27 protein-coding genes, 1 pseudogene and 1 riboswitch are annotated in these 22,828 nt (G+C 38.4%); of the genes and pseudogenes, 12 read left to right on the forward strand and 16 right to left on the reverse strand.

The features are described from left to right. Positions 1–341 precede the first annotated feature (341 nt). Positions 342–554 carry a hypothetical protein gene (locus tag OR571_RS09545; protein ID WP_282242576.1) on the forward strand — a complete coding sequence of 71 codons (213 nt, stop codon included), beginning with the start codon at positions 342–344 and terminating at the stop codon, positions 552–554. A gap of 66 nt (positions 555–620) precedes the next feature. Here the strand turns inward: OR571_RS09545 and OR571_RS09550 are convergent, their stop codons facing one another. From OR571_RS09550 to OR571_RS09575, 6 genes are all read right to left on the reverse strand, one after another. After that, positions 621–1,652, reverse strand: coding sequence for a ribonucleotide-diphosphate reductase subunit beta (locus OR571_RS09550; RefSeq protein WP_282242577.1), 1,032 nt, complete (start codon positions 1,650–1,652; stop codon positions 621–623). Further along, positions 1,624–2,067, reverse strand: a complete 444-nt coding sequence (locus OR571_RS09555; protein WP_282242578.1) for a flavodoxin — start codon at positions 2,065–2,067, stop codon at positions 1,624–1,626. Before OR571_RS09555 ends, OR571_RS09550 begins: the two co-directional genes overlap by 29 nt. Further along, on the reverse strand, positions 2,067–4,292 hold the full coding sequence (locus OR571_RS09560; RefSeq protein WP_282242579.1) for a ribonucleoside-diphosphate reductase subunit alpha: 2,226 nt from the start codon (positions 4,290–4,292) through the stop codon (positions 2,067–2,069). Before OR571_RS09560 ends, OR571_RS09555 begins: the two co-directional genes overlap by 1 nt. A 180-nt stretch (positions 4,293–4,472) precedes the next feature. Further along, a riboswitch (cobalamin riboswitch) is annotated at positions 4,473–4,651 on the reverse strand. 148 nt (positions 4,652–4,799) lie between these two features. Then, positions 4,800–5,627 carry an undecaprenyl-diphosphate phosphatase gene (locus OR571_RS09565; RefSeq protein ID WP_282242580.1) on the reverse strand — a complete coding sequence of 276 codons (828 nt, stop codon included), beginning with the start codon at positions 5,625–5,627 and terminating at the stop codon, positions 4,800–4,802. Between the two features lie 9 nt (positions 5,628–5,636). Then, on the reverse strand, positions 5,637–6,239 hold the full coding sequence (locus OR571_RS09570) for a DedA family protein (protein WP_282242581.1): 603 nt from the start codon (positions 6,237–6,239) through the stop codon (positions 5,637–5,639). Then, positions 6,239–7,357: a metallophosphoesterase gene (locus OR571_RS09575; protein ID WP_348775037.1), complete on the reverse strand. Its 1,119-nt coding sequence runs from the start codon at positions 7,355–7,357 to the stop codon at positions 6,239–6,241. The genes OR571_RS09570 and OR571_RS09575 overlap by 1 nt, the downstream gene beginning before the upstream one ends. A 127-nt stretch (positions 7,358–7,484) precedes the next feature. Here OR571_RS09575 and OR571_RS09580 point away from each other — a divergent pair, with 127 nt between their 5' ends. From OR571_RS09580 to OR571_RS09605, 6 genes are all read left to right on the forward strand, one after another. Beyond that, positions 7,485–7,838: a lmo0954 family membrane protein gene (locus tag OR571_RS09580; protein WP_282242582.1), complete on the forward strand. Its 354-nt coding sequence runs from the start codon at positions 7,485–7,487 to the stop codon at positions 7,836–7,838. A gap of 13 nt (positions 7,839–7,851) precedes the next feature. Next, positions 7,852–8,490: a PspA/IM30 family protein gene (locus OR571_RS09585; RefSeq protein ID WP_282242583.1), complete on the forward strand. Its 639-nt coding sequence runs from the start codon at positions 7,852–7,854 to the stop codon at positions 8,488–8,490. 125 nt (positions 8,491–8,615) lie between these two features. Beyond that, entirely contained in the window at positions 8,616–9,317 is a 702-nt protein-coding gene (gene liaF / locus OR571_RS09590) for a cell wall-active antibiotics response protein LiaF (protein WP_142539005.1), read from the forward strand. Beyond that, positions 9,314–10,447, forward strand: a complete 1,134-nt coding sequence (locus tag OR571_RS09595; RefSeq protein WP_282242584.1) for a sensor histidine kinase — start codon at positions 9,314–9,316, stop codon at positions 10,445–10,447. The genes liaF and OR571_RS09595 overlap by 4 nt, the downstream gene beginning before the upstream one ends. Continuing rightward, entirely contained in the window at positions 10,422–11,063 is a 642-nt protein-coding gene (locus tag OR571_RS09600) for a response regulator transcription factor (protein ID WP_282242585.1), read from the forward strand. Before OR571_RS09595 ends, OR571_RS09600 begins: the two co-directional genes overlap by 26 nt. A 59-nt stretch (positions 11,064–11,122) precedes the next feature. Next, entirely contained in the window at positions 11,123–11,410 is a 288-nt protein-coding gene (locus OR571_RS09605; RefSeq protein WP_282242586.1) for a coiled-coil domain-containing protein, read from the forward strand. Positions 11,411–11,412: 2 nt separating this feature from the next. Here the strand turns inward: OR571_RS09605 and OR571_RS09610 are convergent, their stop codons facing one another. Continuing rightward, positions 11,413–11,952: an AAA family ATPase gene (locus OR571_RS09610; RefSeq protein WP_282242587.1), complete on the reverse strand. Its 540-nt coding sequence runs from the start codon at positions 11,950–11,952 to the stop codon at positions 11,413–11,415. Positions 11,953–12,177: 225 nt separating this feature from the next. Between OR571_RS09610 and OR571_RS09615 the strand changes: the two are divergent. Continuing rightward, a pseudogene (locus OR571_RS09615) lies at positions 12,178–12,525 on the forward strand (nuclease-related domain-containing protein); the annotation flags it as partial. A gap of 63 nt (positions 12,526–12,588) precedes the next feature. Next, complete coding sequence (locus OR571_RS09620) at positions 12,589–13,047, forward strand: RING finger protein (RefSeq protein ID WP_282242588.1); 459 nt, start codon at positions 12,589–12,591, stop codon at positions 13,045–13,047. Positions 13,048–13,536: 489 nt separating this feature from the next. On the opposite strand, the gene OR571_RS09625 is transcribed toward OR571_RS09620, so the two are convergent. Genes OR571_RS09625 through OR571_RS09640 form a run of 4 tightly spaced genes read right to left on the reverse strand, consistent with a single transcriptional unit; the run spans position 13,537 to position 16,544 of the window. Continuing rightward, positions 13,537–15,003, reverse strand: a complete 1,467-nt coding sequence (locus OR571_RS09625; RefSeq protein ID WP_282242589.1) for a sensor histidine kinase — start codon at positions 15,001–15,003, stop codon at positions 13,537–13,539. A gap of 53 nt (positions 15,004–15,056) precedes the next feature. After that, the gene (locus OR571_RS09630; RefSeq protein WP_282242590.1) at positions 15,057–15,710 is read right to left on the reverse strand and encodes a hypothetical protein; all 654 of its coding nucleotides are present in this window, start codon (positions 15,708–15,710) and stop codon (positions 15,057–15,059) included. Then, on the reverse strand, positions 15,707–15,874 hold the full coding sequence (locus OR571_RS09635) for a hypothetical protein (RefSeq protein ID WP_282242591.1): 168 nt from the start codon (positions 15,872–15,874) through the stop codon (positions 15,707–15,709). The genes OR571_RS09630 and OR571_RS09635 overlap by 4 nt, the downstream gene beginning before the upstream one ends. Then, positions 15,852–16,544 carry a response regulator transcription factor gene (locus OR571_RS09640; protein ID WP_282242592.1) on the reverse strand — a complete coding sequence of 231 codons (693 nt, stop codon included), beginning with the start codon at positions 16,542–16,544 and terminating at the stop codon, positions 15,852–15,854. The genes OR571_RS09635 and OR571_RS09640 overlap by 23 nt, the downstream gene beginning before the upstream one ends. Positions 16,545–16,694: 150 nt before the next feature. Between OR571_RS09640 and OR571_RS09645 the strand changes: the two genes are divergently transcribed. Together OR571_RS09645 and OR571_RS09650 are read left to right on the forward strand one after the other, a co-directional pair. Further along, on the forward strand, positions 16,695–17,561 hold the full coding sequence (locus tag OR571_RS09645; RefSeq protein ID WP_282242593.1) for a BsuPI-related putative proteinase inhibitor: 867 nt from the start codon (positions 16,695–16,697) through the stop codon (positions 17,559–17,561). 95 nt (positions 17,562–17,656) lie between these two features. Beyond that, positions 17,657–18,004: an ASCH domain-containing protein gene (locus OR571_RS09650; protein WP_282242594.1), complete on the forward strand. Its 348-nt coding sequence runs from the start codon at positions 17,657–17,659 to the stop codon at positions 18,002–18,004. 56 nt (positions 18,005–18,060) lie between these two features. On the opposite strand, the gene OR571_RS09655 is transcribed toward OR571_RS09650, so the two are convergent. The 5 genes from OR571_RS09655 to aceA all read right to left on the reverse strand — a co-directional run bounded on the left by OR571_RS09655 (position 18,061) and on the right by aceA (position 21,946). Next, positions 18,061–18,429: a YolD-like family protein gene (locus OR571_RS09655; RefSeq protein ID WP_282242595.1), complete on the reverse strand. Its 369-nt coding sequence runs from the start codon at positions 18,427–18,429 to the stop codon at positions 18,061–18,063. Continuing rightward, positions 18,430–18,651, reverse strand: a complete 222-nt coding sequence (locus tag OR571_RS09660) for a transcriptional regulator (RefSeq protein WP_282242596.1) — start codon at positions 18,649–18,651, stop codon at positions 18,430–18,432. A 253-nt stretch (positions 18,652–18,904) separates the two neighbouring features. Beyond that, complete coding sequence (locus OR571_RS09665) at positions 18,905–19,027, reverse strand: YhfH family protein (RefSeq protein WP_188713325.1); 123 nt, start codon at positions 19,025–19,027, stop codon at positions 18,905–18,907. 12 nt (positions 19,028–19,039) lie between these two features. Next, positions 19,040–20,632, reverse strand: a complete 1,593-nt coding sequence (gene aceB / locus OR571_RS09670) for a malate synthase A (protein WP_282242597.1) — start codon at positions 20,630–20,632, stop codon at positions 19,040–19,042. Between the two features lie 30 nt (positions 20,633–20,662). After that, complete coding sequence (aceA, locus tag OR571_RS09675) at positions 20,663–21,946, reverse strand: isocitrate lyase (RefSeq protein WP_282242598.1); 1,284 nt, start codon at positions 21,944–21,946, stop codon at positions 20,663–20,665. A 202-nt stretch (positions 21,947–22,148) separates the two neighbouring features. On the opposite strand from aceA, the gene OR571_RS09680 reads away from it, so the two are divergent. Continuing rightward, a complete protein-coding gene (locus OR571_RS09680; RefSeq protein ID WP_282242599.1) occupies positions 22,149–22,805 on the forward strand; it encodes a LytR/AlgR family response regulator transcription factor in 657 nt (218 codons plus the stop codon). Positions 22,806–22,828 lie beyond the last annotated feature (23 nt).

Consider the following 22,828-nt stretch of genomic DNA (forward strand, 5'->3'; position numbering starts at 1 on the left):
CATAACCTCCCCGTTTCTGTTGCAGTCTACAACAAGAAAAAGCGCTTGTTTCATATGAACCTCTAAAATTTAAGATATATTTAAGATTGGGTTAAGTTGGTTATAAGTTCTCTCTACTATACTACTAAATAGAGAGGTGAAGTTACATGCTATCAATTAGTAACCACGACTACTTACAGCTGCTAAAAAGCATCAAATCAATCTTAGTTATTCAATTCATCCAACTAACTGATCAATTTCAGGGTTTGCTTCCTGACTTCTTTAGTCCTCAATCGGTTAACAGTTATGCAACCATCACTTAAATCTATATTTTTGAAAACCCATAAAGGAGAACTATAAAAATGAAAACAATACTAAGCTTTTTCTTTTACCTTTTAATGACCATTTTCATGTGTTATTTACTATACAATCAAATACCAACATTATTTCAACCATCAGTCGAGTTGATAGAATATTTGTGGTTTGTCATTCGAATTATTGTCGTGATTACCTTTAGTGTAAATATAATGAAGCTCTTAACTTCAACGAATACCAATAATGGAGACATTAATTGAGATATTGATACACACTCAAAGAAGCGCTCAATCGGTCATCCACAAACGATTGAGCGCTTCTTTTTATTACAAATCATCAAACCCATTATCAATCGCATTCACTTTTACGTATTGGCGAGATTTTTGCTCAAAGAAATCTGTTTTTGTGCCGTCTATATTGTCTGCATAGGCACGTATCCATTTCATCGGATTTTCTACGTATTCCGGATATATTTCATTCAGGCCAATAAGACGCAGCATTTTATTTGCTCGGTATTTAATATAGCCCTGCATATCATCTAGATCGATTCCTTCAATATCCTTCAATACATAATTAGACCATTCAATCTCTAAATCCACGGATTCCTTAAATTGATCGTAAACCCAACTTATCATTTTTTCATTATTAAGCTCTGGATTTTCCGATAACGTAGCTCTGAACAATTCGGAGATAAAGCGACCATGCTCCAGTTCATCCCGGTTGATGTAGCTGATCATGGTAGATGTACCAACCATCTTGTTGTAACGGGCTAAGTTGTAGAAAAATGCGAACCCTGAATAGAAAAATAAGCCCTCTAATAGTGTTGTATACGTTAATGTTTTGACCATATTTTCTGTTGTAGGGTTTTCCACAAATTCATTATAGTATTTAATGATATTTTCATTTCGTTTCAACAAAATAGCATCTGTTCTTCCAAAATCAAATGATTTATTTTGCTCATCTAGCGACACAACGGAAGACAAGACGTATGAATAACTTTCATTATGAACCGCTTCCTGTTGCGCAATTACCGCCATAATTGACTGGACAGATGGGTCTGTTGCATAAAGAGATATTAACAAGGCCGTTCTTGTTTGCGGTGCATCGAGTGTGGCAAGTAACCCGATCACTTTCAAATAAGCTTCTTGCTCTGCTTTTGTTAAATTAGGGAATTGTTTTACATCGCTCGACATATTGATTTCGTCTGCTTGCCAGTAGTTTCCTAGTAATCGCTTATATATTTTATACCAATGTGGATAGGCGATATCGTTCCAATTTAATATCCCACTCGATTTGCCGTTAAAAATTCCTGTCGATTTATTAGGATTTCTAGGTTCTAATGTTTTTGCTTTTTCCATGTTTTAAAACTCCTTCTATCCAGTTAGTTACTATTTTTTCTTGGCTACCTCTTGGAGATTGCTCTATTTTTAAACCTTCATATGTACTGTTATAAAATTTTCTTAACTTATCAACAGCTCCGCAAAATAAATCATTTCCACCAAATTGGGTATCCCCAGAACCAAATACATATACATTGTCCGGTTTGTAACCAATTTCGCGTACAAAATCTTTCATTTCGTCTGGTGTGCTGCCTCTATCCCATGTAAACGTTCCGAAAAATAATTTATCGTATGTGGATAGGTCCGGCACAACGCCGAAACCTATCATATACATATCCACAATGTATCCACTTGCCACAAGTTGTTCCTTTATTAACTCCGCTACTTCTTCCGTGTTTCCGCTATAGCTTAAAAAACAAATGATTGCTCTCATTAGCTTGAGCAAGAATCACAATCGACTAATTCAACAGAAGTCGAGCGTACATAATAAGTCGTTTTGAGTCCACTATTCCAAGCGTCTAAGTGTAAATCTAATAATTCTTTAGCTTTGATCGTGTTTTGCACGTATAAGTTTAGCGAAACTCCTTGGTCGATATGGCGTTGACGCGCTGCATTTTGTTTTAGTGTCCAATGTTGATCTATGAAATAAGCTGATTTATAAAACCATGTTGTCTCTGAATTCAAATCTGGCACTGTTACTGGAATTTTATAATCCTTTTTCTCTTCCGAATAGAATTTTTGGAAAATCGGATCGATGCTCGCCGTGCTTCCAGCTAGAATAGATGTCGATGAGTTCGGTGCAACTGCCATTAAATAGCCGTTTCGGATTCCGTTTGTAGCTATATCTTCGCGCAATTCATTCCACTCTTCGTTTTCGTACCCTCGTTTTTCAAAGTAAGCTCCCGTTTGCCAATCTGACCCTTCAAATAAAGGATATGCCCCTTTTTCTTTCGCAAGTTTACTAGATGCTTGAATCGTTAAAAAAGCGACTCTTTCGTATAATTTATCCGCAAACTCTACCGCTTCCTCGGATTCCCAGCGAATGCTATTTAAAGCAAGTAAATGATGCCATCCAAATGTTCCAAGACCAATTCCGCGATATCTTGCATTTGTGCGCTCCGCTTGAGGAACCGGAATCATATTCAAGTCGATTACATTGTCGAGCATACGCACTTGGATGTTGATTAAGCGTTCCAAAACATTTGCTGGGACTGCTCGTCCAAGATTTATAGAGGACAAATTACATACAACAAAATCACCTGCTTTTCGACGTGTTACGATAACATCGTCCTCTAATTGAATCGATTCAAACGATGTAGCGCTTTGGTTTTGGAAAATTTCTGTACATAAATTACTGCTATAAACCATACCTGCATGCTTGTTCGGATTACTGCGATTCACTTCATCACGATAAAACATAAACGGTACACCTGTTTCTAGTTGAGAACGCATAATACGTTTCATCAGGTCGATTGCAGGAACCGTTTCACGAGATAAACGACTGTCATTTACACACTCCATGTATTTTTCTCGGAATGATCCTTCTCCACGTTTCTCATCATAAAAGTCTTCTAGTGAGTATCCCTTTAGTTGGCGTACTTCATGTGGGTCAAATAAATGCCACTCCTGTCGAGCATCTACCTTTTCCATAAATAAATCTGGTAAGCATACACCCGTGAAAATATCATGTGCACGAAGTCGATCATCTCCATTGTTCAAGCGTAAGTCTAGAAACGTGAAAATGTCTTTATGCCAAACGTCCAAGTAAACAGCAATTGCACCCTGACGCTGTCCGAGCTGATCCACGCTTACTGCTGTGTTATTTAATTGTTTAATCCAAGGAAGTACTCCGCTGGATGCTCCTACAAATCCCCGAATCGACGAACCGCGGCTACGAACCTTGCCCATATACACGCCAATTCCACCACCGAATTTGGATAGTGTCGCAACGTCTGTGTTGCTGTCATATATTCCTTGCAAACTATCATCTACCGTATCGATAAAGCAGCTGGAAAGCTGTCCGTGAGGCTTTCCGGCATTCGACAGAGTTGGTGTTGCTACAGTCATATATAAATTACTCATTGCCCAGTAAGATTCTTTTATTTTTGCAAGACGATTTTCTTTCTCGTCTTTCATCAATGTCATTGCAATCATCATCCAACGCTCTTGTGGAAGCTCTACGATAGAATTATCAAAGTCTTTTGCAACGTATCGATCTAGCAATGTTTTTAAAGCAATATAAGTGAATAAATAATCACGCTCTGGAACTATAATTTCAGCTAATTGTTGCAGTTCTTCTTGTGAATAAGCTTCAGCTATACGTTTGTCATATAGCCCTTTTGCAACTAAAGCTTGTACATTGCTTGCGAATTTTTTATACACTTCCTCTGAAGTCGTCTTTCTAGTTACCGCTATTCTTTCATAGACGTCTGCTAAATAGATGCGGGCTGCTACATATGTCCAATACGTTTCTTGCTCATCTAAAAAGCTTAATGCTTCTAGCGACATCGACTTAGCCCATGCGGATGTCGTCCCTTCTGGATGTTTCGCTGTCCATTTTTCATGTACTCTCACTAGTGGAGCAATGTTTGCTTCTCCAAATTCCTTTATTAATTGGTGTAATAGCTCTTGTTTTGTTGTGTTGGATATCGTCGTCATATTTTTTCCTCCTTAGTTAATCGGTACGCACACTGTGGGGACACAAAAAAGCGATGTCTCAAGCCTCTTCGGCTGAGTCATCGCTCATAATTTAAAAGTAGGAAACAATAGGACAATCCCCATCCGAATGATTGAGAAAGAGTCCTTCGCCTCCACCTCTCAACCCCCGAAGAAAGTGTTGCTTCATACGAGAATCAGGCAGGTCTACTGGCTCGTGTTTCATCCTTCTGTCTTCCTTCCCACGATTGCTCGCAGTGGTTATTTCAACAGTCGTCCACACTTACAGTTGCGGGGACAGCTTCGGTATTGAACCGAATTCCCTTTTAAACCATAATGGTACCTAATTTTCGTTCACATACTATATATTGTGTTTTTATTACTTATATAGCCTAACATATTGTGTTTAAACCTGTACAGTGAAAAAAATAATCACAACTAAAGAATCATTTTAACAGTTATTTGACCAAATAAAAAGATGGACACCCGTAAAATGTCCACCTCTTCTCATTACATGAATACAATAACCGCTAGCACTGCGGCTAACACAAGACGATAAATGGCAAATGGCATTAATTTTATCCGTGAAATTAGTTTTAAGAAAAACTTGATGGAAATTAGCGCGAATACAAATGCACTGATAAACCCTACTGCATAAAAGCCCATATCATTCATATTAATATGTTCCCAGTTTTTCAAAACAGATACTAAACTTGCCCCGGCCATAATTGGCACAGCCATGATGAAAGTAAAATCGGCTGCTGTTTTATGACTCATTCCGAATAATACACCACCTGAAATCGTTGCACCTGAGCGGGAAAAACCTGGCCATAATGATAGACATTGAACCAATCCCACTTTAAATGCCTGTGCATATGTAATTTGGTCCAGACTAACGATTTTCGGTTTTTTCGGTCCAAACTTATCTGCAATAATCATTAAAATAGATCCAGCTACAAGACTATATATAACTGTTTTTACACCAAATAGATTATCATCAATAAAATCTTTAAGCGCGAATCCTAAAATAACAGCAGGCAGCATACCAACAATCACATGTAGCAAGTTGAACTGTTTGCTCGACTCTTCGCTATCTATTTTATACAATCCTACTAAACTAAATAGTCGCTTCCACATAACAACAACTACTGCTAAAATGGAGCCCAATTGTACAACAATTTTAAACGTATTTGCTGAATACATCCCTAAAAATTCTTCCGTTTTTAACCACATATCATCCACAATAATCATATGACCTGTAGAGGAAACTGGTGCGAATTCTGTCATACCTTCCACAAAACCTAATATTAATGCTCTTAATAATTCTAGAAATTCCATAAGATCTCCTTAGTCACGTTTTTTAAAATACCAAATAAGAAATGCGATACCTACAACTGCTAAAATTGCATATACAATATTGGAGTAAATATCCATATACCCTACTATTTCATCCCAATTCTCCCCGACTGCTGCTCCAACCGAAACTAAAACCGTATTCCAAATAAGCGTTCCAAGCGTCGTGAACAACAAAAATAAGCTAAACTTCATATTCGACATACCAGCAGGAATCGATATTAAGCTTCTAACAAGCGGAACTAATCTTCCAAAAAACACTGCCCACACACCATACTTGTCGAACCAAGCATCTGCCTTATGAATGTCTTTAATCGTCAACCTTAAAAACTTTCCATATTTCTGCACTATTTTCTCTAAACGCTCTACATCTAAAAGTGTACCTATCCAATATAAAATGGCTGCTCCACTAACCGATCCAGCCGTTGACGCCACAATCATACCAAATTTGGTCATCAATGTTGTCGTCGTCATAAATCCTCCAAGCGTTAAAATTACTTCTGAAGGAATTGGTGGGAAAATATTTTCTACTAATATTAGTAAAAATACACCCAGGTATCCAAACTGGTTCATCCAGTCTGCAATCCATGCTTCCATTATACTCCCACGTCCTCTAACTTAATGTTTACTGACCATAGCTCCGATTGACTACCTAAACGAATAGGCGGACCCCAAAAACCAAAGCCAGATGATACGATTGCATGCAAGCTTCCTTTTTGTTTATAGCCATAATCTAATTCAAATAATTTCCGAGTAAACAGATGGTTCGGCCACATTTGACCGCGATGAGTATGCCCAGATACATGAAAATCAGTGCCCTCTTTTTCGGGAATCACTAAATTCGAAGGTGTATGATCCATCACAAACCACGGAAGATTATGTACTTTTGGGGCTAAATCTGAAAGCTGCTTTCTTTCTTTATTCGTTAAATCTTCTCTACCAGTTAAATAGAACGAATCCGCTACTACAATTGTTTCATCTAGCAACATTTTTACATTAGATGCTTCCATTTCTTCTACTAAGAGTGGAATTTTCTTGCCATAGTATTCATGATTTCCAAGTACCCCATAATTACCATACGTAGAAGTAAGCTGTTTCATCACTTCGGACATCCCTTTTTTCACAAACCAGATAGGATCGTCATCAACTAAATCGCCAACTAATAATACTACATCTGGGCGCTCTTCGTTGGACTTTTTCACAAAACGTTGTAAATGCGCCTTATTGGATAATAAACCAAGATGGAAATCAGATGCAACCACCACTTTTAAAGTGGTCAACTTTGCATCCCTTTTGGGCAACGTAATGGAAAGCTCGCGAACTACAGGCGTATATGCATTGTACGTTCCAATAATTATACTCATTACAAATAAAAAGAAAACAATCGAGCCTATGACTATAAGTTGATCTGGCATAATCCATGTCGCAATTGTTGCTATTGGAAAAAGGATTATCCCGTACTGCATAATAATCATCCAGTAAGAGCCTATTATATGAAACACCCGGAATCGATGATCAATTCTCGCAATCAATAATGCATATGCCATAACTGTCCATCCACTAAAGAAAATCCATCTATTCACAGAAAGAAAAGCATCCAACCATATGAAGACACACCAACCCAAATAAAACACAATGGCGGAATAAACGAGGATTGCTGTTGTAATAGCGCTGATTTTCTTCATGATTCGCTCTCCAATTTTTATATTTTTCATTAGTATATCAGATTCTTTCCTATAACTAATAAGCCTCTAGACCGATACGAAAATCATTTCTAAGCCCGTTTGGATAAGTTTGTGGAATTGGTAAGCTATAACTACAAACGAGAGGAGGAACACTCACATGAAAAAATTTGGTTTATTAGTACTTGGTATTACTGCAGGAATCGTAGCTCTTACCAACTTAGGTTCCCTATTAGGATTAGGTGTGTCAGCGTTAATCGTATTTGCGGGGATGCACTTCTACTTAAAAAGTGAATCTACTTTCTTAAAAATCTTTTGGGCAAGCGTCGGTATTCTTGGATTAATCTCTGCAGTAGTAAACGTGCCTGGTTTCTTCGGAATTTTGGCAATCGTAGGTGTCTGGTACGTAGTGAAAAAATGGAACAACGAACCTGTAAGCTTTTCCAAATCAGCAGTAAAGTCAGATGACCCATTTGTCAATTTCGAAAAACAATGGAACGAACTTTCAAAATAAGGAGGAAACAAACATGACATCATTATGGAATCGATTCAAATATTCAGTAGAGGCAGATTTACACAAGCTATTTGATAAAAAAGAAGAAAAAAACCCAATCGCAATGCTTAACCAATACATCCGTGAAGCAGAGAAACAAACAGAGCAAACCGGAAAATGGTTAGAACGCCAAGAACAATTAAAACAACAACTTGAAAAAGAACTTGAAGAAACTACTCAGATGGTAGAAAAACGTTCACGTCAAGTGGAGCTTGCAACCGCTAGCGGCGAAGAGGATTTAGTTGCTTTTGCACAAGCAGAAGTAGATGCTTATAGCGAAAGAACTGCTGTATTAAAAAACAGTATTTTACAAACAACAGAAGAACTTTTCGGGTTAGAACGTAAATACGAAGAGATGAAGCACAAAATAAAAGACATGAAGGTCCGTCAATTACAATTAATGGGCAAAGAAAATGTCACTCGTGCCCATCACCAAATGGATCGCGTGCTACAACCAGAACAAAAAGAAAAAAACTTCGGCACATTCCAAGAGATGGAACAATATATTGAACGCTTAGGACAAAAGATTGAAAAAGAACATGAAGTAACTTCAATGGAACAACGTTTAGTAATCTTAGAAAAAAACGCACAAACTAAACAAGAAATTGTGTAAACTATAGATAATGATCGGGGGAGAAGTAATCTTCTCCTCTCTTTATATCTCATTACGAACAATAAGATATGTACTTAACGTTTTAAGACCGTATCTTATTGTTTGTAAAAAAGGAGGGAAACTGTATGAAGGAAAACCAAACGAACAAGCTTGCATTCATTCTCATCTGTTTTGTTTTTCTTATGTTCATTGAGGCTACAGTTTTTGGAAACGGTAGTATTGTATTAGCCCTTCTTGGCATTGGGATGATTTACTTCAGCCTTCGTAAACAACGCCGCTTTTTATTTTGGACTGGAGTTATCTTTATGCTTATGGCTGTTTTCTCCATGTGGAGTTTGCGACTTTTATTAATGGCCATTATGTTGTATATCCTTTATAAGCTTTGGAAAAATGAACCGATACGTAATGTGGTTCGTCCATTCGGTAACGTATATGAAGAAACGCCGAATAGTATCATACAAAATAAGTTATTTTCAGCTCAGACGACCCCTTTCCAAGCGTATGAATGGCAGGACGTCCATGTGCAAGGTTTTTACGGGGAGCATATGATTGATGTGACGGAAACAGTTTTACCGAAAGGCACTTCTTTTATTTCCATTCGTCAAACACTTGGAAAAGTAGTTATTTATGTTCCATATGAAATTCCTGTGCGCCTCCATTATGCAACCATTATTGGAGAAGCGAATATTTTTGGACGCGGCGCTCAGCGCTTATGGAACCAATCAATCGTATTAAAGGATGGTTATTTGAATGATGTGACATATGCTTCCGAGTTAGTAATCACTGTATCTACATGGATCGGGGATATCGAGGTGATTCGCAAATGAAGATATTTCTAGGGCAAGGATTTTCTATTTTTCTTACTTTATTGGCACTGGCAGCTCTTCTTTTATATGCCGTTTGGGGCTGGCCAAATGATTTCATGTGGTGGTCTTTACTAGAAAACACGTATGCGCAAATACCTTTAGGAGTGTGGATTATTGTTGTTTTAGCATTTATAAGTTTTAGTTTTTCCTTGAACACACTCCAAAAGGTTCGGGATCAAGAAAAAAAGATTGAAACAGGCTTACGACCTCTGTTAGAGGCAGAAACTCCTGTACCGAAAAAGAAAAAGTATGTGTATTCCAAGCGCCTACAGGTTACAGCTAACCAATTGGAACAACTCATCTTAACGCAACGAAAAACATTACAACGAATCACAAATGAAAAAGCAGAAGCACAAGATAAGCTTATTCAAGAACGAATCATTCAAGAAAGACAAAGACTAGCAAGAGAGTTACATGATTCGGTTTCACAGCAATTGTTCGCCGCATCGATGCTTCTTTCTACAATGGTGGAAATAGAAGAATCGAAGCATGGTGAAGCACCCAAAACATTAATGCAAACCGAAAAAATCGTACAGCAAGCCCAGCTAGAAATGCGTGCTCTTTTGCTTCACCTTCGCCCAGCGGCTCTGCATGATAAAACGTTGAAAGAAGGATTAGAAGAATTACTAGTTGAGCTGCAACAAAAAGTATTTTTCACCATACGTTATCGACTAGAAGAGGTTTCATTGCCTAAAGGCGCCGAGGATCATTTATTCCGCATTGCGCAAGAAACACTTTCTAATACATTACGACATGCAAATGCAACAGAAGTGGATATTCTCTTCGTCGAACGAGACAATCTTGCCATCTTCCGCGTACAAGATAATGGCGTTGGCTTTGAAATAACGGAAGGGAAAAACGGCTCATATGGACTGCAAAACGTAAAAGAACGAGCAGTAGAAATTGGGGCGACTTGTAAAGTAGTATCGGTTCCTTCTCAAGGCACAATTGTTGAAGTGAAGTTACCAATAGAAAAGAAAAGCGAAGGAAGCAAGATTAACCTCGATAAGCAGCGAGCAATTCCTGAGAATGTAACGTCGGATACTAGAAAAAAGGAGATAGAAAATGATTCGAATATTATTAGCGGATGATCACGAAATGGTCCGAATTGGCGTATCTGCTTATTTACAAGCACAGCCTGATATGGATGTTGTGGCGGAAGCAGTAAACGGGCAAGAAGCGGTAGAAATGGCTTTACAGCATAAACCAGATATTATTTTAATGGATATGGTCATGCCCATTATGAATGGTGCCGAAGCGACACGCGAAATCGTACAAAAATGGCCCGAAGCAAAAGTAATGATTGTCACAAGCTTCATCGATGACGACAAAGTATATCCCGCCCTTGAAGCCGGAGCAATCAGTTATTTGTTGAAAACTTCCAAGGCTTCTCATATTGCGGATTCTATTCGTAAAACCTTAAGTGGCAATGCCGTTTTAGAACCTGAAGTAACAAATAAAATGATGAAGCGCATGCGCCAAGGTTCTGAACATGCATTGCATGAGGAATTAACGGATCGAGAACTCGAAGTGTTGCTATTAATGGCGGAAGGTAAAACAAACCAGGACATAGCAGACACCCTTTTTATCGCATTAAAAACAGCCAAAACGCATGTCAGCAATATTTTATCGAAACTAGAAGTAAGTGACCGAACGCAGGCCGTTATTTATGCGTTTGAACATAAGCTGGTAACACCGAAAAAATAACCTATAAAGGGGATTTATCATATGCTAATGAAAAGATGAAGTAAAGGATGTTAGCATACATGATACCTGAAGATCCAAACGATGAATTACCACCTAACCTTGGCTTGACCGTCGGGTTTATAGCGTCTGTCATTCTTTCGATTGGATATGTTGTAGATACGATCGGAACAGGCATTGCGTTATATGAAGCAAATCGAGATTATAAGGCAGCTGAGCGTGCAGCACAGGATCAGCAACAAGAAATCTCAGACATACAAAATAAGCTCGATCAATTGTTAGGTCAAATGGAAGAGTTAAAGAAAGAACAAGATGGATCTAGAAACCGTTATAGACATAAAAGAGGATGACCTTATTGATAGGGAGTTCTCTTTTTTGTATATTTGTTAGCTTTTAGTCGGCGAAACCAATCTTCTACCTCTTTATCTGTTTGAAAACGAGACACTTTTTGCTCATAAGCACTAAATTTTGTTAGAAATTCAGGTTTCATTTGTTCTTCGAAGTATTTATTCCATCGGAACATTCGACGAAATATAGAGAATGTCGGTCTATAATTCGCTTTCTCTATTCGCAGCAACTGGCGGATATATCTTTTAGTAATTCTTTGTATGCGTTTTGCTGAAGCGAGATCTAAAAAAATTATTTGATCAGCCTCTTCCAAGCCTGGATCTGTCCAATCTATATGAACCCCTTCCATCACCCAACTATCGATTGTAATTGCGTCCTGTAGCAACTGGTTACGGACTTCTATATCATTTCGAACATCCCCTGTCGGATGCCTTGTCCATACGAAATTATCTGTTTCAAAATGCGGAATTTGAAGCTTTTTTGACACTTCACGAGCAAGCGTTGTTTTACCGCTACCAACCGAGCCGACGATATAAATCTTCATTTGCATATCTCCTTTTTACTAAGTATCTCAAAATGGAAATGGAAGGTACTAGTATAGCTTGTAAATTTCTTAATAAAGTGCTAATTTCTATACTATAAACACTACAATAAAGGAGGCTATTTTATCGATACACACCGTGATTTGCCAAGAATCGTCCCCCTCTACCAACGTTTGCTTCTTCGCCTACCTAAAGATCAAAATCTCTAGCTGGAAATAGACAAAAAGATTAGGTCCGCTACAGCGGGATATAAAGGGGAATGTTATGTCGACAACTTTCTAAAACAAGTAACTTATCCTAAACACTTCGCCATTCTAAAAGACCTCCATATCCCATTAAATGAAAATAACTATTTACAACTTGATACGCTCATACTAACCAGAAAATATATTGCCATTTTAGAAATTAAAAACATTCGTGGCAAGATATCTTTCCAAAAAAATCCGGATCAACTTATTCGTGAAGCCGATGGAATTACTACTCCTTTCAAGTGTCCCGAACAGCAGCTAAAAAGACAAGTAAAAAACTTACAAACCCTTCTACAAACAGCTAAAATAAATATCCCGATCAAGAATCTAATCGTGCTTGCCTATTCAAAAACCCATGTTGTACTCCCCCCTAAGTACACTAAAATTGTAATGGGCTGTGATATAGCCAATCATGTGGACGACTATAATCAGCTTCCAGATGCCATCTCAACAGTTAAATTCCAACAATTACTGAATTTTTTTATATCCCAATCTCGTGATTTTGTCCCTAAGCCTTTAGCACAAACTTATACACTATCGCTCTCTCACATTAAGACAGGCCTACTTTGTCCAAACTGCGCGATAAAAATCAAAAATAGAAATAAATGTCCGATTTGCAAAACTCCCAAAACACTCATGCAAAAACAAGCCATTGAAGACTGGTTTTACCTTGTCAAAGATACTATTTCCAATCACGAATGTATGTATTTTCTTGAACTGAAAGACAAGTATGCAGCAAGCTACTTGTTAAGAAAACTCGATCTACAACCAATGAACCAATTCAAATCCAGATATTATGTCTTACGAAAACCTAAAATATCCTTTGTAAATAAAGGCGACCCGTTGTAAAAACGGTCGTCTTTTTGCTTGCTCGGCTAACTAGGATGGAGTGACTGGACATAATTCCCTTTTACAACTAAACTCGCAGTTTTTACAACTAAATCCTCCAAAATTACAACTAAAGCTTCTGGTTTTACAACTAACTTGGCTCCTCCACTTGAAAGCCCTCAATTTGAAGGCTAAAACAAGTCTATTAGCTGGTTATAATTCCCTTTTCCAACTAAACTCGTAGTTTTTAAAACTAAATCCTCCGAAATTACAACTAAAGCTTCTGGTTTTACAACTAACTTGGCTCCTTCCACTGGAAAGTCCTCAATTTGAAGTTAAAACAAGACAATCAGCTGGTTATAATTCCCTTTTAAAACTAAACTCGTAGTTTTTACAACTAAATCCTCCAAAATTACAACTAAGCCTGCCACTTTTACAGCTAACTATTCCACCCCTCCATTTCCTCACGCCAAAAAACGGGAAATCCGCCATTGGATTCCCCGTTTTTAGTTAAATCACTTCAATTTTCACTGTCACTTTGAATAAATCTCCGTCTACTTCCATTCGCAAACTGCCTCCGTGTAAATCCACGATAGACTGAGCTATCGCTAGGCCTAAACCAGATCCGTCTGTATGGCGCGATGTGTCTGCTCGTTTGAATCGCTCGGTTAATTCATTTACGTCATTGCCTAATTCATATTTCGCTATATTTTTGATAACAAAAACGGCTTCTCCGTCCAGTTGATCCAAATTGATATATACTCTTGTATTTGGGAGTGCGTATTTCAATGTGTTGATGATTAAATTATCCAGCACTCGCCACCATTTTTGTCCATCGACATACGCCATGATTGGTTTTGTGCCGATAGCTACACGATATTCTAGACCGGATTTATCAATGTCTTCTTGGTGTTCGGCAATGGCCTGTTGCAATAATTGGGTTAAATCGACTTTCCTTTTATCTAACTCCATATTGCCGGTTGCCATTTTCGACACTTCGAATAGGTCTTCAATTAGTGTTTTCAAACGCATTGATTTTTTATCCAAAATTGCAATATAGGATGCTCGCTCTTCATCTGTAATGCTTGGATTTTTTAATAAGTCCGTATAGGTGATAATGGATGTTAACGGTGTTCGCAAATCATGGCTTACATTGGTGATTAGCTCTGTTTTTAATCGCTCACTTTTTGCTTGCTCGGAATGAGAAGATTTTATTAGACTACGTATTTCATTCAACTGGGCGGCATGCTCTGCAATTTGTGATTTTCCTTTTACTTCAATTTCATGGCCAGTGACGCCTTTTGCCATTTCCTCTGTTTTCACAAAGATACGGTTTAAGTACGCCGTTCTCGACATTAAAACAACGAGTACTGGAATCCCTATCAATAAAGTCGCTGGTATCCACACGATCAATGCTACCGGTATCATAAGGACAAGTAATGTTCCAACGCCCCAGAAGAATATGATGATTAGCATAAGCAACGTTTGAAGCCCGATAGATTGCTTCAAGAAAAACCCTTGTAATGATTGTCCCCAGCTATAAGTAAGGCTCTTTTTCCAATCTACTGTGCCAAAGCCTGCACGCATCCACTTCCATTGATATAACGTTATCGCCGTAAAAATTACTGCAAAAATAAATGTGATTATTTGCATGTCATAGTCTCTATATAATAGGAAATCTTCTAAAATCACAATAGTAATACTTGCTGTCAAAATACTAATGAGGAAGAATGCTAATTTTACATCAATCGGCAACTGGCGATATTTTTCTTCCCTGCTCTTATCTCGAAATGTTTCGCTATTTTTTCTCCACAATAGAGTAAATGCGACTGCAGCTAAAATCCCTGCTACGACTACCCCATAAAACATACGTTGGTTTGTTAAAAAGTTTTTATATTCATTAGCTCTATGCCCGCTCAAAATACTAGCTTCCGGAACAGTAATCGTTCCTTCGAAGCGTGCAAATGGATTTCCCATTGTGTCAGTGACTAGCCCGTTTTCATTTACTTGTTGATAAACAGTGCGCTTTCTTAAATAGCCGTATTTACTAGAATATTCTTTTTAAATGCATTTTTCGCGCTTATTTCTCCGTTTGTAAAACGCTCTCCTGTTTCGACATTTTTTAAGTCATATATAAAGTCCTCTTGCTGACTTAATAAATCATTTTTTGCATGTTCGACAGCTTTGTAATAGCTATCTACTTCTGCTTCTTTTTCTGCTCGGATCTTTTTTTCTACATAGCTGTCATCTGTGAAGTTTTTCGTGATATCTGCTAGCTTTTTATCACGCTCTGCAAGTAAAGCAGCGTCCGGTGTTTCCACGGTTGTTGTTTCTTCGGTTGCCGCATCTGTAGCTGTTTCTGTTGTGACTTCCCCTGTCTCACTTTGATATTGATTTCTAATCGAATCTAATTGGCTTTGCAAGTCGCCATATCGATAGCGATATTCTTCAATTTCCTCAGGCGTTACCGTAATCTTTTTCTTTACTTCTTCTTTATCTGGCGGTGCTAACACTAATGGAACAATGGATTCCTCAAATTCATCGAACTGCCATTCAAAGTCATCGCTATCGAAATAGCTTGTACCGATAAATTGTCGCCCTTGCCCGATTAGTGTAAATAGACCTAATACGGTGATTACCGCCAATGCGCTAAGTAAAATATTTCTTCCGATCGCATGCTTCATCCTGTAACGCCTCCTCTCATGTTTTGGATAATTTGTACAAAGCTTTCTTTAATTTCGATTAGTGGCATCCAGTTAGCTAGACAGTAGGTTAGACAAATGATGCCGCACGCAATTGCTAAAACTGACAACAGTAAACTCCATTTACTTGTCGATTTTATAGCCAACGCCCCACACCACCTTCACATATCTTGGATTTTTCGGATCCGCTTCTATTTTTTCGCGTATTTTTCGGATATGTACTGCGACGATGTTCTCCGCGTTGTAGGCGGGTTCGTGCCAGACTCGCTCATATATTTCATTGATCGAGAACACTCGCCCTGCGTTCACCATCAGAAGCTCTGTAATTTTAAATTCGATAGGCGTTAGTTTTACTGGTTCACCTTCTACTGTCAGCTCTTTTGCTTCTTTGTTTAACACAAGTCCATCGACTTCAATAATTGCTTGCTGTCCTTGATACGTACCGAGCTTTGTATATCGTCGAAGTTGCGATTTCACGCGTGCCACTAGTTCCATTGGGTGGAAAGGTTTTGTCACGTAATCATCTGCTCCAACCGATAATCCATGAATTTTATCCGAATCCTCTGCCTTCGCACTAAGCATAATAATGGGGATATTTCTTTGCTCTCTTATTTTAAACGTTGCTGCAATGCCATCCATTTTTGGCATCATAATATCTAGTACAATGACATGTACTTCGTTTTCTTCTATTAGTTGCAATGCTTCTAGTCCATCTGCAGCTTTCAATACGTTATAGCCTTCATTTTTTAAGTAAATTTCGATACCGTCTCGAATATCCTGGTCATCGTCTGTCACTAAAACTGTAAACTGTGTCATTTGCTTACCTCCAATCTTTTCTTTCTTATGTTTCTTATTGTACCGTTCATTTCTTAACATTTCAGAAGGATAATTATGAAGAATTTCTTAAGAAATAAATATGTAACTTTCCAGAGAGTAAACAGTCTAATCCTATAAAGGAGTGATTCCATGAAAAAACTTATTTGGGGAGTATGTTCGATTTTCATCATTTTGCTCCTAGCAGGCTGTGGAACAAGTAATGGAGATCCTACTACAGGTGGAGACCCACAACCGCAGGAAGACAAAACTATTTCGACAAAATTAGAAGTGAATGAGGATGGCAATGCTTCCTTTACGATTAAAAATGAAACAGAAGTCGAAAAGAGCTTAACATATCCAAGTGGACAGGAAATTGAATATCAGCTTTTAGACAATGAAAATAATATCGTTTATACGTATTCAGCCAATAAAACATTTACGTTAATGCTACAAGAAAAAATATTAAAACCAAGTGAAGAATTAGTCATTCCACTTGAGCTACAAACAGAGCTAGCAGAAGTACCCGCCGGTTCCTATACACTCATCGCGTGGTCTACTTCTGATGAACTAAGTGAACAAAAAGAAGAGGTAGCTTATGAGTGGGCTGGAAATAAAGAGCCTGAAAGCACTGTAACAACAGAAAAAGTTACTGTCTACCAAGCGGATGCAAATGCAGAATATGTAGAGCCATATGATATAACCATTGATCCTTCAGGTGATGTAGTCCGTCAAATTTTTGAAGAAATAATGGTGCTTGATGTGGGATTAATTGATTATCGTTTCGAGAATAATAACACGAAACTCATATTAAATATGGACAGCGGATTAAATAATGTTCAAGGTAGTGCCGGGGAGCACATGTTTATCGGGACAATTGTACATTCCTTTTTTGATAACTTTCCCGATTTAGAGGAAATATATTTTGAAAGGGAAGGCAAATCACCTGTTACACTTGCTCATCTAGTTGTGACAGAGCCTTTTACACGAGACCAAGTCTATACTGATTCTCCCAACTAAAAAATACTCTTTTATAACCATAGTCCACAAGGCATTAAACGTATACACTTAGCTTAAATAGCAAAGTAAAATTATTTTAACAAGGTGGGCTATACATGACAAATCCTGAAAAAACGAATTTACCTCCTAAAACATGTTCAGTTGAACGACTAATCACGAAAGAATCCGATATAGAATTGGTATTGCAAGGGAAGAAAACTGCTACTCGACGTAATGGACGCTATGCAGATGTAGGGGAAGTAATGGACCTTAATGGTCAGTCTTTCGTTATTGACGCCGTCTATATTCAAACTCTTGGTGAGTTGACGGATGCGCATGCACAGCAAGAAGGGTTCGAATCAGTAGAAGACTATAAACAATCCATCCTTTCTTATCATCCGGGTATGCCATGGTTACCTCAAATGACTGTGTGGGTTCATGAATTCAGTCCAGTAAAGGCTTAGTCACCAATTAAACCACCTGCCATAAATGGTTGGTGGTTTGTTTTACGTCTATTCGTTCATAATAGTATCGTTACATCCACGATTTCATCTAGTTGTATGGTGAATGAGTTGAAAACGTCTTCCATTTCAATTGTTCTTCTGTTTATATCCACCCAAGTTACCTTTCCTAGGTGAGTATGGAAAGCTCCGTTTCTCCAGGTTTTTACTTCTACTTCTACATTTCGTTTCATCGCTAATTGAATATTTTCTTGAATGATATCTAAATCCCATTCATCTAGATCTGGACGAGGAGCCTTCTTTTGTTCTTCCATGTATTCTCTAAGAAGTTTAACGTGTTCTGGCAGCATCATTGCAACCCACTTTTTGCTTCCTCGATCCCTTACTTTTGATAAATCTAGACTATCCATTGCTTTATCAAAATCCACCTAGATCACCTTGCTTTCTTTTGGACTAACAGGAGCGATTGCTAATACGTTCGTTATAAGAAATGTTCGTTTTGCCTTCTTTTTAAAGCAATATGCTTGAAAAGAGCTATCCTGCACCTTGAGTATTTTAACTCTTCTCCTGCTAATTTCTTTCGATTTAGATAGGTATATTAATTCCACATGCTGTCCTCGATTGAAATATTTCTCTAATAGAATACGCACAAACGTTCCCTCCTTTTTAATTAGTATATGAAACGTATGTTCTTTTTACAACAAGAAAATGTTGCTAATTGCATTTTATTTCACCTGTCATTCGCTCCGTTGTTTTCCGAAGCTTACTCACAAGAGTCGAGCGGACGCTTCTCCAAACAAAGTAAACTTCTAGTCCACCACAAGTTAAAAAATAATTGTTTCCTAAATCCTAAAAAGCCCTATCCTCACTGTTAAAAGAAGGATAGGGCTCTCATATACAAGGTTATTCTTCATTCATGCCGATGCAACGTTCGCATTCGTAAAGGGATGACTCTACTTTTTCATGAATTTCACATCCACATTCACGACAATGCTTTGTATTTGCCTCTTGAGTAGTTGTTTTCATGCAAATCACCTCCTATAATTTTTCATAGCCTGGTAATGTGAGAAATTCAACAAATTCTTGTTCACTTATTAAGGAAAGGAAAAGCTCGACTGCTTCGTTGTATCGTCCATTTGCATAGTTTTCGCTGCCAAATGCTTTTTCCAGCTTATCTAGTTCTTCTTGCAAAGTTTGACGTACCAAGCTATCCGTAACTTTACGACCATCTTCTAGTTTTCCTTCTGGATGACGAATCCATTGCCATACTTGCGTTCGAGAAATTTCAGCGGTAGCAGCGTCTTCCATTAAATGATTGATCGGTGCAGCTCCGTTTCCACGTAACCATGAGGCAATATATTGAACCCCTACACTACAATTTAAACGCAAGCCTTCTGCTGTAATGGAGCCTTGCGGGACTTCCAGTAAATCTCTAGCTGCCACTAGCACATCTTCTCGTTTACGATGAATCTGATTAGGCGTAGGCATATGTTCATCAAATTCTCCTAATGCTACAGGGACTAGACCAGGATGTGCTACCCATGTTCCATCATGCCCATCGGTTGCTTCTCTACGTTTGTCTTCTCGGACTTTTGCAAATGCTGCTTCATTTGCTGCTTCGTCCCCTCTAATCGGTATTTGAGCTGCCATCCCACCGATCGCCGGTGCATTTCTACGATGACATGTTTGAACGCAAAGTTGTGTATACGCTCGCATAAATGGCGAGGTCATCGTCACTTGACTACGATCCGGTAAAATTACATCTGGTTGATTGCGAAGACGTTTAATATAACTGAAAATATAATCCCAACGTCCACAGTTTAGACCAGCTGAATGATCGCGCAGCTCATATAAAATTTCATCCATTTCAAAAGCAGCCATTATTGTTTCGATTAATACAGTTGCCTTAATCGTCCCATTTGGAACACCTAATTGCTTTTGGGCAAAAACGAAAATGTCATTCCATAATCTTGCTTCAAAATGACTCTCGAGCTTTGGCAAATAAAAATAAGGACCAGTTCCGCGTGCTAATAATTCCTTCACATTATGGAAAAAATACAATCCGAAATCGAAGAAGCCACCTGCAATCTGCTCCCCATCAATAAGCACATGTTTCTCAAGCAAATGGAGACCTCTAGGACGAACCATTAAAACAGCTGTATGTTCTTTTAAGTTATATTCTTTTCCATTTTCTTGTTTAAAAGAAATCGTTTTTCGAACGGCGTCACGCATATTCACTTGGCCTTCTATCATATTTTCCCAAGTCGGTGAAGTAGCATCCTCGAAACAAGCCATAAATGTTTTTGCGCCGGAATTTAGAGCGTTTATAACCATTTTACGATTGACTGGACCTGTAATTTCTACTCGGCGGTCTTTTAAATCCTCTGGAAGTGGAGTAATTGTCCAGTCCCCTTCTCGAATGGCCTTTGTTTCTTGTAAGAAATCTAATGTTCCTCCATTATCTAACTGTTTTTGTCGTTCTTCCCTCGTTTCTAGAAGCTCTTTTCTTCTTTCATTAAACAAGCGATGAATGGATGCTATGAAATCTAATGCTTCTGGTGTTAAAATTTCTCTACTTGCATCTGTTTCTTTTCCAACTATTTCAATCCTTTTAGCGGTTGTTTGTTTCATTTATCAATAACCCTCCATCCCCATGATTGATTATATAAATTGTGCTACCTCCGTAGAACCTTTCATCGCTGTTGTAGAGGAAGTTCCTCCTGAGATTACTTGTGAAATTTCATCAAAGTAGCCGGTACCTACCTCACGTTGATGTTTCGTCGCTGTGTATCCTTTTGCTTCATTCATAAATTCTGCTTGTTGTAGCTTCGAATAAGCAACCATTCCGTTAGTTTTGTAGTCATGCGCTAGCTCGAACATACTATGGTTTAATGCATGGAACCCTGCAAGTGTAACAAACTGGAATTTGTATCCCATTTTCCCTAACTCCACTTGGTATTTTGCAATCGTTTCATCGTCTAGGTTTGCTTTCCAGTTGAATGAAGGGGAACAGTTATATGCAAGTAATTTCCCAGGAAATTGTGCATGAATTGCGTCAGCAAACTGTTTAGCTTCATCTAGACTTGGATGAGACGTTTCGCACCATATAAGATCCGCATAAGGTGCATATGCTAAGCCACGTGCAATTGCTTGCTCAATGCCCGGTTTAGTACGGAAAAATCCTTCTGGTGTTCTTTCACCAGTGATAAATTCTGCATCTCTTGGGTCAATATCGCTTGTGACCATATCCGCTGCGTCTGCATCTGTGCGTGCGATTAATACAGTTGGAACACCCGACACGTCTGCCGCTAAACGAGCAGCAATTAAATTACGAATCGCATTTTGTGTAGGTAGCAATACTTTTCCACCGAGATGTCCACATTTCTTTTCAGACGCTAACTGATCTTCTAGGTGAACACCTGCTGCTCCAGCTTCAATCATGCCTTTCATTAGCTCAAATACATTTAATGGTCCACCAAATCCAGCTTCAGCATCTGCAACAATCGGCGCAAACCAATCGAAATGATCTTCTCGTCCTTCTGCTTGATCAATTTGATCTGCGCGTTGTAATGCTTGGTTAATACGTTTTACAACCGCTGGCACACTGTTTGCCGGATATAGGCTTTGGTCTGGATACATTTGTCCGGAAAGGTTCGCATCTGCTGCAACTTGCCAGCCACTTAAGTAAATAGCTTGAAGTCCTGCTTTTACTTGTTGTACTGCTTGATTTCCTGTGAGGGCTCCAAGCGCATTAATAAAATCTTCCTTGTGTAAAGAATTCCATAAACGCTCTGCACCTTTGCGAGCTAGTGTATGTTCGATTTGTAAGGAACCACGCAGCTTAATCACTTCTTCCGGTGAGTAAGGGCGTTCAATCCCCTTCCAGCGATTCTCTTGATCCCACTCCGTACGCAATTGTTCGATTTGTTCCTGTCTAGTTAACATATTCAGCATCCTCTCTTCATTTAATTTATTAAACTGTTAAAAACGTTACTTTTATACTGTTCCATAACAGTTCGTTTTCTTGTAATCTACTATATAACAATTATCAGAATTTTGCATAGACTTTTCGATAAACGACTATTTTTTAAGGATGAAATGTAAATAAGACGGATGAACAATGAATTTTTATACAGGAGGGAAATGGATGGAAATATCGAAAGATCAACTAAAGAAGTATGCAGGATTATTGGAAGATTGGATTCCAAAAGGGGCCTCAATCGCTATCGCAGTACGGGGAGAGTATGTTTATTACGTAGCAGGTAGTCAAGATTTGCAGCTCCAAAAAGGGCAGAAGGTTAAGGAAGGAAGTATTGCAGAAATAGTGATGCAAACCTGTTGTAGAACAGAAGGAGTAGTGGAAGATAAAATTCTAAACGTTCCTTACTATGGTATTGCCTATCCAATCGATATTCTAGGAGAATCCGGGGCACTGGTTGTTATATTGCCTCCCAACTATTCACTAGTCCACCAACCCCCCTATCGTTTTTTAACCGGTAAACAAGAAGAAGAATGGCGACCGATACCAATCGAAAAAATTGCCTATATGGAAAGTCTTCAGAAAAAAACATGGTTTTACGCGGGTAAAGAGCCTTACAAAACGAACATCCCACTGAAAGAACTACAACAACGACTACCCGAATCCTTTTTACGCATTCACCGCTCCTATATTGTAAATGTTTCTTTTATCGATTCAATCATACGAGATTTTTCATCTAATTTACTAGTACTACTCCAAGATGGCACAGAACTTCCAGTAAGTCAGACATATACGGCAGATATTCGAAATGCCTTAGGGTTTTGAGGCGAAAGAGCTATCTCAACCGG

Source organism: Psychrobacillus sp. NEAU-3TGS, assembly GCF_029955155.1.
GTDB lineage: Bacteria > Bacillota > Bacilli > Bacillales_A > Planococcaceae > Psychrobacillus.